Source organism: Pseudoalteromonas sp. SR43-3 (assembly GCF_014163875.1).
Classification (GTDB): domain Bacteria; phylum Pseudomonadota; class Gammaproteobacteria; order Enterobacterales; family Alteromonadaceae; genus Pseudoalteromonas; species Pseudoalteromonas distincta.
On the sequence record NZ_JACJEC010000025.1, the window covers coordinates 1 to 12,393 of the forward strand.

At 40.4% G+C, this 12,393-nt stretch carries 11 protein-coding genes; 2 read left to right on the plus strand and 9 right to left on the minus strand.

Features of this window, described 5'->3' with window-relative positions:
• Positions 1-716: 716 nt before the first annotated feature.
• Complete coding sequence (gene fadE / locus H5088_RS18375) at positions 717-3,173, minus strand: acyl-CoA dehydrogenase FadE (RefSeq protein WP_182754082.1); 2,457 nt, start codon at positions 3,171-3,173, stop codon at positions 717-719.
• A 323-nt stretch (positions 3,174-3,496) separates the two neighbouring features.
• On the opposite strand from fadE, the gene H5088_RS18380 reads away from it, so the two are divergent.
• A complete protein-coding gene (locus tag H5088_RS18380; protein ID WP_182754084.1) occupies positions 3,497-4,261 on the plus strand; it encodes a class II glutamine amidotransferase in 765 nt (254 codons plus the stop codon).
• A 53-nt stretch (positions 4,262-4,314) separates the two neighbouring features.
• Here the strand turns inward: H5088_RS18380 and H5088_RS18385 are convergent, their stop codons facing one another.
• The 5 genes from H5088_RS18385 to cmoA all read right to left on the minus strand — a co-directional run bounded on the left by H5088_RS18385 (position 4,315) and on the right by cmoA (position 8,662).
• On the minus strand, positions 4,315-5,049 hold the full coding sequence (locus H5088_RS18385; protein ID WP_002959996.1) for a DUF3108 domain-containing protein: 735 nt from the start codon (positions 5,047-5,049) through the stop codon (positions 4,315-4,317).
• A 16-nt stretch (positions 5,050-5,065) separates the two neighbouring features.
• Entirely contained in the window at positions 5,066-5,713 is a 648-nt protein-coding gene (gene purN, locus H5088_RS18390) for a phosphoribosylglycinamide formyltransferase (protein ID WP_002959994.1), read from the minus strand.
• Positions 5,713-6,765, minus strand: coding sequence for a phosphoribosylformylglycinamidine cyclo-ligase (gene purM / locus H5088_RS18395; RefSeq protein WP_002959993.1), 1,053 nt, complete (start codon positions 6,763-6,765; stop codon positions 5,713-5,715). Before purM ends, purN begins: the two co-directional genes overlap by 1 nt.
• 190 nt (positions 6,766-6,955) lie before the next feature.
• Positions 6,956-7,924, minus strand: a complete 969-nt coding sequence (gene cmoB, locus H5088_RS18400) for a tRNA 5-methoxyuridine(34)/uridine 5-oxyacetic acid(34) synthase CmoB (RefSeq protein ID WP_138488804.1) — start codon at positions 7,922-7,924, stop codon at positions 6,956-6,958.
• A gap of 12 nt (positions 7,925-7,936) precedes the next feature.
• Complete coding sequence (cmoA, locus tag H5088_RS18405; protein ID WP_007378000.1) at positions 7,937-8,662, minus strand: carboxy-S-adenosyl-L-methionine synthase CmoA; 726 nt, start codon at positions 8,660-8,662, stop codon at positions 7,937-7,939.
• Between the two features lie 116 nt (positions 8,663-8,778).
• On the opposite strand from cmoA, the gene H5088_RS18410 reads away from it, so the two are divergent.
• Positions 8,779-9,465 carry a DUF3334 family protein gene (locus H5088_RS18410; RefSeq protein WP_002959987.1) on the plus strand — a complete coding sequence of 229 codons (687 nt, stop codon included), beginning with the start codon at positions 8,779-8,781 and terminating at the stop codon, positions 9,463-9,465.
• 152 nt (positions 9,466-9,617) lie between these two features.
• Here H5088_RS18410 and H5088_RS18415 read toward each other — a convergent pair whose 3' ends face one another.
• The 3 genes from H5088_RS18415 to H5088_RS18425 form a co-directional block, all read right to left on the minus strand.
• Positions 9,618-10,295: a response regulator gene (locus H5088_RS18415; RefSeq protein ID WP_165724199.1), complete on the minus strand. Its 678-nt coding sequence runs from the start codon at positions 10,293-10,295 to the stop codon at positions 9,618-9,620.
• Positions 10,296-10,299: 4 nt separating this feature from the next.
• Complete coding sequence (locus tag H5088_RS18420) at positions 10,300-11,658, minus strand: ATP-binding protein (RefSeq protein WP_259398144.1); 1,359 nt, start codon at positions 11,656-11,658, stop codon at positions 10,300-10,302.
• A 222-nt stretch (positions 11,659-11,880) separates the two neighbouring features.
• Positions 11,881-12,390, minus strand: coding sequence for a hypothetical protein (locus H5088_RS18425; RefSeq protein WP_182754088.1), 510 nt, complete (start codon positions 12,388-12,390; stop codon positions 11,881-11,883).
• Positions 12,391-12,393: the final 3 nt, after the last annotated feature.

Here is a 12,393-nt window from a genome sequence, read left to right on the forward strand (position 1 = left end):
CACTTCTAGCTGTTGCTCTAACATATTGTTGTGGTTAAGCACGAGTTGGTAATCGCTGGTTTTTTCTTTCATAACCGTAATTGCACGCTCTTGCTCTGCAATTTTGTTATCAGCTACTTTTGAATGCTTATATTCCTTATTATCCGTATCAATACCTATATCAATCTGCCGATGCTCTGGTTAAGTGCTTGTGCATTGCGCTGTATCCCTTCTTTCGTAACTTTGAAACTTTTACCGTAGTTAACTTAACGCCAGGTTTAACCCCAATTCGCTTAATTAAGTAATCTATTTTGATGTAAGAAAAGCATGTCGATAATAAGGAATAATTCGTTATTCAGTTGTTTTCGGCAAATGATCCTGCATTGATCTATCTCCTGCATCTATGCAGTCGTATATCAGAGATTTTTAACACTGCTAGGCAGGCTCTAAGTATTATTGCTAATTGGTATAGTCATTAACTTTATAGTGTTGTACTTGTAGAGCTCTTGAGAGGGTTTAAGTTTTTACAGGAGTATAGAGGTGAATTAGGGGTATTTAATCAATACAGAGCTTTTAGGGTTGGTTAGATGTTAGAGCTGCCTGTTATACCAAGCTGTATAATTATTTAAACAATCTAACGAATTAAACTACTCCATCACGTTGTTAAAACTTTTTATTGTGCACAAAAAAGCCAGCACGTTATATGCTGGCTTTTGGTCTGTAAATGCTTAGCTTAGTTAAGCAGCAGCAGCTTCTTTTTTAACGCTATTACGTGCTGCTTTGCCTGCAAGTAAATCAGCTGGGTCAAAGTCATCAACGTTAATAACATCTAAACGAGATTGCTCAACAGCAGCTAGTTTATCAGCCTCTGCTTGGCTTAAAATGCCTGCTTCAAGCCCCATTTGCGCTACTTTATCAAGCTGAAAGAATGGCAGTTTAAGGCCTTTTTCTTTACATACTCTTTCAAATAATGGCTCAACATCAAGGACGTCTTTAAGCGTTTGCTCTTGACGACCCACAAGGTTAAGCGGCTCATTTGTTAGGTATACGTAGCTTGCTAAACGGTTACGCGTTTCGCTAGGTACTTGTAGTAGTTGTGCTAGTTTATGCTCAAGTTGGTCAGTTGGTTTACGAACAGGGCGACCAAACGGGAATAACAATACTTTTAACACGGCACGTAGTGGAGCCGAAGGCATGTTATTAATTAAATCAGCAAGTGCGCGTTGGCAATGATAAAGGTGATCTTGGCAACTCCATTTTACTAGAGCAAAATCTTCTTTTTTACGGCCTTCATCGTTGTAACGCTTAAGCGTTGCAGACACTAAGTATAAGTAACTAAGTAAGTCACCTAAACGTGCTGAAATACGTTCTTTACGTTTTAGTGAGCCACCAAATACTGCCATGCTAATGTCAGACATAAGTGCAAGTGATGCACTAAAGCGTGACGCTATACGGTAAAATTCAGCGGTTTCGTCGTTGTACGGCACACTTGTAAAACGAGCGCCGGTAAGAGCAAGCCATTTAGTACGTACAAGGTTCGACATAGTAAAACCAATGTGACCCATTAGCGCTTTATCAAATACGTTAAGCGCTTCTTCGCGGTCTTCAATTTCGCACGCACCTAGTTCGGTAAGTACAAATGGATGACAGCGAATTGCACCTTGACCATAAATAATCATATTACGGGTCAAGATGTTTGCACCTTCAACGGTAATGGCAATAGGTGCACCTTGGTAGCCACGACCTAAATAGTTATTTGGCCCAAGCATGATGCCCTTACCGCCAAGTACATCCATTGCATGAATAGTTGCATCACGCATTTGCTCTGTCAGGTGGTATTTAATAATGGCAGAAACTACCGATGGCTTTTCGCCTAAATCAACCGCACCCGTAGACATACTAACCGCAGCATCAGAGCTGTAAGCGTAACCAGCAAGTTTTGCTAGTGACTCTTCAACACCTTCCATTTTACCAATAGGTAAACGGAACTGACGACGAATGCGGCTATACGCACCCGTTGCAACGGCAATCATTTTAATGCCACCGGCAGAATTTGACGGCAATGTAATTGCACGACCAACCGATAAACACTCAACCAGCATGCGCCAGCCTTGACCAGCCATATCTGGACCACCAATAATATAATCAAGTGGTACGAAAATATCTTTACCGCGAGTAGGACCATTTTGAAATGGTACGTTAAGCGGGAAATGTCGACGACCAATTTCAACTCCAGGAGTGTCCGTTGGAATAAGTGCACAGGTAATGCCTGGCTCTTTATTGTCGCCAATTAGCCCATCTGGATCTTGTAACTTAAACGCAAGACCAAGTACGGTAGCCACTGGGGCAAGTGTAATGTAACGCTTATTCCACGTTAAACTAACACCCACAACTTCCTCACCATTCCATTGCCCTTTACATACCACACCGTAGTCTGGAATTGAGCTTGCATCAGAACCCGCTTCTGGCGAAGTTAATGCAAAACATGGAATTTCTTGACCGCTCGCTAGGCGCGGTAAGTAATGATCTTTTTGCTCTTTTGTACCATAGTGTTGTAATAATTCACCTGGGCCTAAAGAGTTTGGTACACCAACAATTGACGAAAGTAATGTTGATTTACTTGTTAGTTTTTGAAGTACACAAGACTGTGCAAATGCAGAAAACTCTAAACCGCCGTATTCTTTTTTGATGATCATGGCAAAGAATTTATTATCTTTTAGATATTGCCATACATCTTGAGGAAGGTCGGTTAGTTCGTGCGTTGCTTCCCAATCGTCCAACATGCTACATACTACTTCAACAGGGCCATCAACAAAGGCTTGCTCTTCAATAGTAAGTTTAGGAACTGGGTATTGGTGAAGTTTTTTCCAATCTGGGTTACCGCAAAATAAGTCAGCTTCCCACCACGTCGTACCGGCATCAATAGCTGATTTTTCAGTATCAGACATGCTTGGCGTTACTTTTTTAAACGTAGCAAAAATAGGCTTGATGATATATTGCTGACGAAGGCCAGTAACAGAAAGAGGAACCGCGATGATCAAAAAGATCAACCAGCTAATTAAACCAAAAGCACCCGCAAAGGTACCAATTAATAAAGTTATAGCCGAAACACCAAGTGCTGTGTTCCAACTTGCTCTGTGGTAAACCGCAGTGCAAAGCAACGCGATTAGAACCAGTGTAAATATGAGTGTCATTTTTATTCCTTAATAGAGGTCAGACCACCTCGCTTAGAGTAGCGCTAGTAACAGTAATTTTCAAGTACATAACGATGTTAAATTGTAGTAGAAAGTAACTTAAATACGATATTTAATTACCCGACAGAGGAACGCTCAATAACTATCGTATAGTCAAAGCATTAGCCGTAAGTAGTGTTAACGTAAAAATAAATAAATCTAATAGCAAAATGACACTTTTTAAGTAAGTATAGCCGTTATAGCGGGCTGCAATTTAGTGTACGCTTAATACAAAAATATTCGCTATTTATTTTAATGTATGGTTTTTAAGGGTTATTTTATTAATGTGTGAATTACTTGGCATGTCAGCCAATGTGCCTACCGATATTTGTTTTAGTTTTTCAGGCCTTTTAGAGCGTGGTGGTAATACAGGTCCTCATAAAGACGGGTGGGGCATTACGTTTTACGAAGGTAAAGGTTGTAGAACCTTTAAAGATCCGCAGCCGAGTTATCAATCTGAAATTGCAAAGCTCGTTAAAGCATACCCCATTAAAAGTGTCTCGGTTATTAGCCATATTCGTCAAGGTAATCGCGGGCGAGTATGCCTTGAAAATACTCATCCTTTTACGCGAGAGTTATGGGGGCGTGAAATTACTTACGCTCATAACGGGCAGCTATCTAATTATCATGATTTAAAACCGCAGTACTATCGCCCAGTGGGTAACACCGATAGCGAACTCGCTTTTTGTTGGTTGCTTGATAAAATTCGCGAAAAATACCCAAAGCGTCCAAGTAATATGGCGTCGGTTTTTAGATACGCGGCTAAGCTTGCGCATACCCTGCGTGAAAAAGGGGTGTTTAATATGTTATTGACCGATGGGGTGTTTGTTTTAGCGTATTGCACTAATAACTTACATTACATAACGCGCCGTGCGCCATTTGGTAAAGCAACGTTGATTGATGCCGACATGGTGGTTGATTTTCAACAAGAGACCACACCAAACGATGTAGTAACAGTTATAGCTACAAGGCCTTTGACGAATGATGAGCGCTGGCAAAAAATGGAGCCTGGGGAATTTGCATTGTTTAAAATGGGTGAGCTAATTTAGCCCACCTATTTTAAATACTAACTTAACTTAACTTAACTTTGGTTTAATTAAATTTAGTTAGCTTCTTGAGGTTGTTGTGCTGTAGCAGGCGCAACAGCTGTAGGCGCAGTAACAGTAAATGAATTCATTTGAACTTCAAACTGCTCCATACCTTTTTCGCCTTTCCACATACGTACCAGCATGTAATCCATTTCTGGCGCGAACCATGCAATTGCTTGGCGTTTATCGTTATCGTATAAACGCTTCACTTTAATGGCTTCTACATTACCGATAGGTAAGGAGATCATCTCTTTTTCAACAACTTCAAAGTTGTAGTCGCGGCGGTTACCTTTTTTATCTATAAGGGGGAATGAAAAGCTTGTTTCGCCTTTTTTCAATCCTTCGCGCACTTGCACTTGGTACGAAATAGCATCCTGAAATTCATCAGTCCATTCGCATTTAAGTGGGTATTCACTAGCGCTGCTAGTCACTACTTTGTTTGTTGTATCAAAATCAATTTTGTAATCTTTATCTGGGCCTGTCCCTGTACGAATCATGTTGTAATGATGCGGGGTAACCTTGCCATCTTTAAAGGTAAACTTTGATGTTTCTTCACGAGAGTCAGAGAAAATCATCCACTCAATATTGCTGTGGTATGTAAGTTCATAAGTATCGTCGCCCGTTTTTTTGAGCTCACGAACAGCCTCACCATGATTTTTACCTTTGCGTAAAATATCGTAATTAGCTTGATACTGGGTCAATTCGCCTGCAATTAGGCTAGTTGGAAGTAAAGCGCCCGCACATAACAACAGGGCACTTATTTTTTTATTGTGGGTAGTGCGCGCCGTGTGCAGGAAGTTGTTTTTTGTCAAGAACTGCATAATCTGCTTCCATAGTAAGTCTGTGTTCACTGAACCACTTGACCACCAAAGGATAAATTATATGCTCTTGCTCATGCACGCGTTTTGCTAATGTTTCTGCTGTATCATCCTTGAGTACAGGTATTTGCGCCTGAAGAATAACGGGACCGCCGTCTAATTCTTCAGTAACAAAGTGAACACTTACGCCATGAACATCGTCTTTTGCATCAATTGCTCTTTGGTGGGTATTCAGCCCCTGATACTTAGGCAACAAAGATGGATGAATGTTCAACATTTTTCCAACATATTTTTGCACTAAGCCAGGAGTAAGAATACGCATAAACCCAGCTAATACAACTAGATTTGGCATAAAAGAGTCGATAACGTTCATTAATTGCGCATCGTACGCTTCGCGCGAGTCAAAATCTTTATGACTGAGCACTTTTGTAGCAATACCTGCTTGTTTTGCACGCTCTAGGCCATAAGCGTCAGCTTTATTACTAATAACAGCCGCTATATGTCCGTTTATCTCGCCACGTTCGCAGGCATCTATGATGGCTTGTAAATTAGAGCCACTACCTGAGATTAAAACTACCAGACGAGTCGGTGCCATTACTTAGCACCACCTACAATTTCAACTTGCTCTTCGCCAGCTGCTGCATCTTGAATTTCACCAAGGTGCCATGCATTTTCGCCCAAGTCTTTTAGCATTGTTAAGCTTTGCTCAAGTTTGTCTGCAGGGACTACTAAAACCATACCTACACCACAGTTAAATGTACGGTACATTTCGTGTGTAGTAATGTTGCCGTTTTCTTGTAACCAGTTAAAAATAGGTGGCCACTGCCAGCTATCACCTTTAACTACAGCTTTTGCTGAAGCGGGTAATACGCGTGGAATGTTTTCCCAAAAACCGCCGCCAGTAATATGCGAAAGAGCATGTACGTCAACGTTTTTGAATAACTCAAGTAAAGGTTTTACGTAAATACGCGTAGGCTCAAGTAGAGTTTCGCCTAATGTTTTACCTTCAAAGTCAGCGCTGGTATCAGCTTTTGACACTTCAAGTACTTTACGAATTAAAGAGAAGCCATTTGAATGAGGACCGCTTGAAGCAAGTGCAATAAGCTGATCGCCTGCTGCTACTTTTGTGCCATCAATAATTTTTGATTTTTCTACAACGCCTGTACAAAAGCCTGCCATGTCGTAGTCTTCACCATCATACATACCTGGCATTTCAGCTGTTTCGCCACCAATTAGGGCACAACCTGAAATTTCACAACCTTTGCCAATACCTGTCACTACGTCAGCTGCTGTGTCTACATCTAGTTTACCAGTTGCATAGTAATCTAGAAAAAACAGGGGTTCAGCACCTTGAACAATTAAGTCGTTTACACACATTGCAACTAAATCAATACCAACCGTATCGTGTTTTTTTAAGTCGATTGCTAAACGTAGTTTAGTACCAACACCATCTGTGCCTGCAACTAATACTGGTTGCTTGTAGCCTTCAGGAATTTCGCAAAGTGCGCCAAAACCACCAATTCCGCCCATTACTTCAGGACGACGAGTTTTTTTAACTACGCCTTTAATACGCTCAACAAGTGCATTACCAGCGTCGATATCTACGCCCGCGTCTTTATAGCTTAGAGACTGTTTTTGTTCGCTCACAGGTTTTCCTCAAAATAGTTGTTTTGGGTTGCTTAGAAACGCGCGTATTTTACAACAATTGCAAGGTCGCGGCTAGCGTAAATGTAATTTTGAAATAATTAACAAGGACACTTGTCCGCTGTTTGTTGTTTAAATAAACAAAAAAACGCCCGTAGGCGTTTTTTTAGTATTAAAGGCGTTAAATTAACAGCTATGCTTTTGCGGTTAATATGGCTCGAAGTGGAGCGGGGTAGCCTTCAATTGTTTTACTTGTATCGTTTGGATCTAAAAAATCGATTAACGATTCGTTTTCCATCCAGTCGGTTTTACGTTGCTCTTCAAGCGTGGTAATAGCGCAATCTTTTATTTGCACATCTTTAAAGCCAACGCGCTCCATCCACAGCTTTAATGCTGCAGTACTTGGAATAAACCAAACGTTGCGCATTTTAGCGTAGCGGTCGGTTGGGACTAATACCGTGTTTTCGTCGCCTTCAATTACTAGGGTTTCAAGTACGAGTTCGCCGCCTGGGCGAAGCTGCGCTTTTAACTGCGCTAAAAAGTCGATAGGTGAGCGACGATGATAAAGTACACCCATAGAAAAAACAGTATCAAACGCTTTAAGCTCGGGTAATGCTTCTACGCCTAGTGGCAGTAAATGTACGTTTTCATCTGGGTTGTAGTGTTTAATTGCCTGAAACTGACATAAAAATAAATCAGATGGATCAATACCCACGACAAACTCTGCGCCTTCACCGCGCATACGCCATAAATGATACCCTGAGCCACAACCAATATCTAAAACAGTGCGGCCTTTTAATGGCTCAATATGAGGAAGCAGGCGGTCCCACTTCCAATCACTGCGCCACTCTGTATCTATTTCAATACCGTGCACACTAAATGGGCCTTTGCGCCATGGCATCATGCGTTTTAATAAATGCATGGCTTGCTTTTGCTCGCCATCACTCATCTCTCCTGGCGCGCCAATTTCTACCTTTGTAGAAATATCAACATGGGAAGTTGCCACCTCAGGCAAGTTTTTAAGTACTTTTTGCCATTTAGGCAAATCACCATGGCTAGCCTCGTTTTGCCAATGTTTTAATTGAGCAGGGAGGGTTTCTAGCCAGTGACTAAGTGGGCTTTGTGCGATAGATGCGTAAAATTGGTTAAACCATTGAGACATGGATGACTCTCTTTATTTAATTGCTACCATTGAGCAAAAATTAAAACATTGATACCACACTTGAGTTTGGCTAAAACCAATATCTTGTAAGCGAGTAAAGTGAGCGCTTAGCGTATCTGGGCGCATAACGTTTTCGATGGCGGTACGTTTTTGGCTTATTTCAAGCTCTGAGTAGCCATTGTGACGTTTAAAGTCGTGGTGCAAATCAATTAATAGGTTATCGCATTGCTCGTTTTCGGCTTTAATTTTTTCGCTTAGCAGCAATACACCACCAGGCTTTAAATTAGCGTATATTTTTTCAAGCACGGCTTGGCGTTGCGCATGTGGAATAAATTGCAGTGTAAAGTTCATTGCTACTACTGAGGCGTTTTGAATCTCAAGCTCGTTAATATCGCCCAAAGTAACAGTAACCGGCACATCCGATTTAAAACCTTGTAAGTGCACCTTACAACGCTCAACCATAGCTTGAGAGTTATCTACCGCTATTATATGGCAGTTATCGGTGCGAATATTACGGCGCATGCTAAGCGTGACTGCGCCCAGTGAGCAGCCTAAATCATAAAGATTTGAGTTACTTTGTGCGTATTCACCCGCAAGTTTACCCATAGTGCTTACAATGGTGGCATACCCAGGTACAGAGCGCTGGATCATATCTGGAAAAACTTCGACTACATTTTGGTCAAAGCTAAAATCTTTTACTTGTTGCTCAGAGGCATAAATACTGTCTTTTATGGTCATGAAGGCAGTCTCTTTGTAAATAATGGCGCTATTTTAACATTTTATACTGGATAGTCAGTGATAAATTCAGTAGCTTGACTAGAATTATGAATAATAAGTACAAAAGTGAAGATTAAATGAGCAAAAGTAAGGTCATCAGCACAGACGATATATTAGCAACCCTTTGTCATTCAGTGACAGGTGTACTCACATCAGCCAGCGGCAATGGTATTAGCTACTCAGCCATGGTGCAAAAAATAACACGTACATGTATGCGACCAGATATTGGTTGTTTTGTTTTATTTGACGGCGGTTTTACAGGGCTCGTAATTACCAACTTTACCTCGCAAGCGGCGATGGAAATTTATGGCGATTACATGCGCAATATGGGAATGCCAGAAGATGAAATAGCGCATAGCCATTTATCAGACGACGTATCAAACGTACTAGGCGAGTTGATGAATCAAATTGTTGGCGACTTTACGTCTAAAGTGCGTGAGCAATTACATACGTCTATTACGCAAAACCAGCCAAAAATGATGGCAATAAACAAGCAAGTGCAAATATCGGTAGATACCACGATGGATCGCCCGCAAGCCCGCCGCGTAACATTCACGACAAGTAAGCAAAATATTTTTTACTTGGAATTAGCGATGGATAAAACAGAGTTCATTAAATTACACGACTTTGATATTGCAGAAGCACTCGACCCAGACGACATAATTGAAAACGAAGCACGAAAAAAAGCGGACAAAGAAAAATCATCTAAAGCAGTAGAACAAGATGATGGTGATGATGATTTTATGGCAGGCCTAGGGCTTTAAGTCTATTTACGTAGGTTGGGTTGAGAGAAACGAAACCCAACGACTGCTCAGCTATTAATCTTTAGTTATGAGTGTTCAGGTTAGTGATTAAAATAAAAGCGCGATTTATATCGCGCTTTTGCGTCATGTTAGCTTTATTTGAATAAGTAAACCTACTCTTTAAATTTATAGCCCACACTATAAACCGCTGCTATTGGGTTTAGCCCTGCTTGAATGTCGTTAATCTTTTTTCGTATATTTTTAATATGTGTATCTATGTTGCGATCGGATATGTCGGTTGTGTCGCTGTATACGTTATTAATAATATCTTCGCGGGTAAAAACACGCCCTACGTGGCTTATAAATAATAAAAATATTTTAAACTCGACGGCGGTAAAGCCAATACTTTTGTCGTTTAGGCGTGCTTCGTAATCGTCTTTGTGTAATTGGAAATTATTATGATTGATGATGTTGGTTTTAGGCTGGCTGGTCCTTCTTAGTACGGCTTTTATGCGTGCTACAACTTCTTTGGGGCTGAAGGGTTTGCATATGTAGTCATCGGCGCCGATCTCTAAACCCTGCAAGCGGTCTATTTCCTCACTTTTTGCGGTAAGCATAATAATAGGCAGACTTGAAAAGGCTCTTATTTGCTTACATAGCTCTATGCCATCAACATCTGGCAGCATTAAATCAAGAAGTATTAAATCTACTGCGTTTTGTTTTACAAAACTAACTACACCTTTGCCACTATTAAAGTGCTCAGTTTCGTAATTTTGTTGCTTAGCGTAGGCAATAAGTACCTCGGCAATGTTTTCTTCGTCTTCAACGATAAGTATTTTTTGTGATGCCATTATTTTAACCTAAAAGTGTCAGCGTTATTTTTACCTCAAGCCCACCGAGTGGTGAGTTGTGCAACGATATTTGACCGCCATGTGCCTCTACTATTTGTTTGCAAAGTGCAAGTCCTAAGCCCGAGCCGCCGTGCTCTCGGCTTCGAGATTTTTCAACGCGATAAAAACGCTCAAACAATTTTTGTAAGTCGTTTGGTAAAACACTTGGGGCTGAGTCTTGTAAAATAAGCTCAATGTTATTGTGCGTTTTGTTGGCAAGTATTATTACTTGCCCACTTTTATGCGTGTATCTGCAGGTATTTTCTAACAGGTTTGAAAATAATTGTATAAGGCGTTCTTTATCACCATTTATTATACATTTACCGGCTTTGGCTAAGCTTTTGCTGTCTACATTTAATTGACGCTCTTTAAAGCGAGCGGTGTAGTTTTCAATTGATTGCTCAAAAATGCTTATTAAATCAGTGCGCGCATTGTTATAGGTTAAATTAACACTATCTGTTTGTGCTAGTTGGGCTAGGTCGTCAACAATGTGACTTAAGTTATCTACTTGGTTTATGAGTAAATTAATGCGCTTTGTGTCGGCTGTAAATACGCCATCTTGTACAGCTAACAAATGCGAGCGTAGTACGGTAAGTGGGGTTCTTAATTCGTGGGATGTGTCTGACACCCATTGAAATCGCATTTGTTGGTTTTGCTCAAGCGTGTGGGCTAAGGCATTAAAGTTGTTGGATAGGGTACCTAGCTCATCTTTACTAGAGGGAATTATTCTGCTGGCAAAATTTCCTTTTGTTAACTCATCTGTGCCAGTCACTATTTGCTTTATTGGTCTTATTAAATGGCGAGATAACACAATAGCCATAATAAATGCGAGCGCAATAACGAGTAACGTGATCATAAAATAGTTATGAAATTGCGCTGCTAAAAACGCTTTAGCTGGGCTACTTTGTACAAGTTTTGAAGGGACTAAACCTATCCAGCCTATAACGTTATTGTTTAATAAAATAGGCTCTATATGTGGGTTGTCGTTTAAATTAGCTCTACCGACAACAACCTTTTTATTTTGATCATACAAACTTATACGTTGCCCTGTTTTAAGGGAACCTGCAGGTAAGTGTACCCACAATAAAGAGGGCGTTGCATTGCTGCTATTTGGTTTGGGTGGGGGGCTTGTGTGGTTATTCGTTTTAGGCTCGCCTGGCTTTTTTTGTGGCTCTACAATAGAGCGCCATAATTGCGTGTTTTGCGTAATGGGTTGCCAACTGCCTAATTCGCTATAAAGCTCAATAAGTTGATGCTTAACCATTGCGACATGCTTTGTTTCTTCTTGTTCAACAAAGTCGTTAAAACCTGACGAAAAGGTCATGTATATAAACACAAACATAAGTCCAACAAGGGCGATATTAGTGATAAAAAAAGCTAAAAAGAATTTATGTATTAATTTCACTGATTGGCAAATAGTAAAAATCATGACGTTAACGTACCAAGCAGTATTGCATATTGATTATGTGCCTACAATTAGCGTATTTAGGGAGTTGCTTACTAAAATCCTTTTTAAGTAAGCTTTTTAGGTATGTTGATATTTGGACTAGAACTTTATTTTTGCGGTATCGCCAGCCCCCTGTAACTTATATTGTGGTTTTACAAAGCTTGCGTGAACTGCACCTAAACTTTTAGGGAACGATATGGCAAGCTCATCTACTGTTGTAAATGTGTGCTTCGCTTGAAAAACAATTTCTAGGTCGTGCGCTTCGTTGTTGTTGCTGGTGGTAAAAGTGACGCGTTCAAACACGATAACTTGCTGATTTACACGTAAGCTCGTTTTTTGTTTAAGTGCATTTTTTGCAAACTCTTCTTGTTGCTCTGCACTTAAGTTTGTAGGCATAAGCTTATCAATATCGCCCATAAGCCATGCTTGCTCGCTTTGCAGCGCTGAAATTAAGTGCTCAGCATTAGTTAATACTTTAACCTCAACTTGCCCGTCTCTTAAAATTACTTGGGCTGTTGTGTTTTTTAATACATGGGCGCTCACTTGAGCGCTCATACTTGTTAAAATACACGCGAGCATTAGCCATTTTAATTTTTTTAAAAAATACATAAT

Excerpts from the sequence above, each read along its gene's own strand:
- fadE (WP_182754082.1), bottom strand. The coding sequence starts at position 3,173 with ATGACACTCATATTTACACTGGTTCTAATCGCGTTGCTTTGCACTGCG.
- H5088_RS18380 (WP_182754084.1), top strand. The coding sequence starts at position 3,497 with ATGTGTGAATTACTTGGCATGTCAGCCAATGTGCCTACCGATATTTGT.
- purN (WP_002959994.1), bottom strand. The coding sequence starts at position 5,713 with ATGGCACCGACTCGTCTGGTAGTTTTAATCTCAGGTAGTGGCTCTAAT.
- cmoB (WP_138488804.1), bottom strand. The coding sequence starts at position 7,924 with ATGTCTCAATGGTTTAACCAATTTTACGCATCTATCGCACAAAGCCCA.
- cmoA (WP_007378000.1), bottom strand. The coding sequence starts at position 8,662 with ATGACCATAAAAGACAGTATTTATGCCTCTGAGCAACAAGTAAAAGAT.
- H5088_RS18410 (WP_002959987.1), top strand. The coding sequence starts at position 8,779 with ATGAGCAAAAGTAAGGTCATCAGCACAGACGATATATTAGCAACCCTT.
- H5088_RS18415 (WP_165724199.1), bottom strand. The coding sequence starts at position 10,295 with ATGGCATCACAAAAAATACTTATCGTTGAAGACGAAGAAAACATTGCC.
- H5088_RS18420 (WP_259398144.1), bottom strand. The coding sequence starts at position 11,658 with ATGACCTTTTCGTCAGGTTTTAACGACTTTGTTGAACAAGAAGAAACA.
- H5088_RS18425 (WP_182754088.1), bottom strand. The coding sequence starts at position 12,390 with ATGTATTTTTTAAAAAAATTAAAATGGCTAATGCTCGCGTGTATTTTA.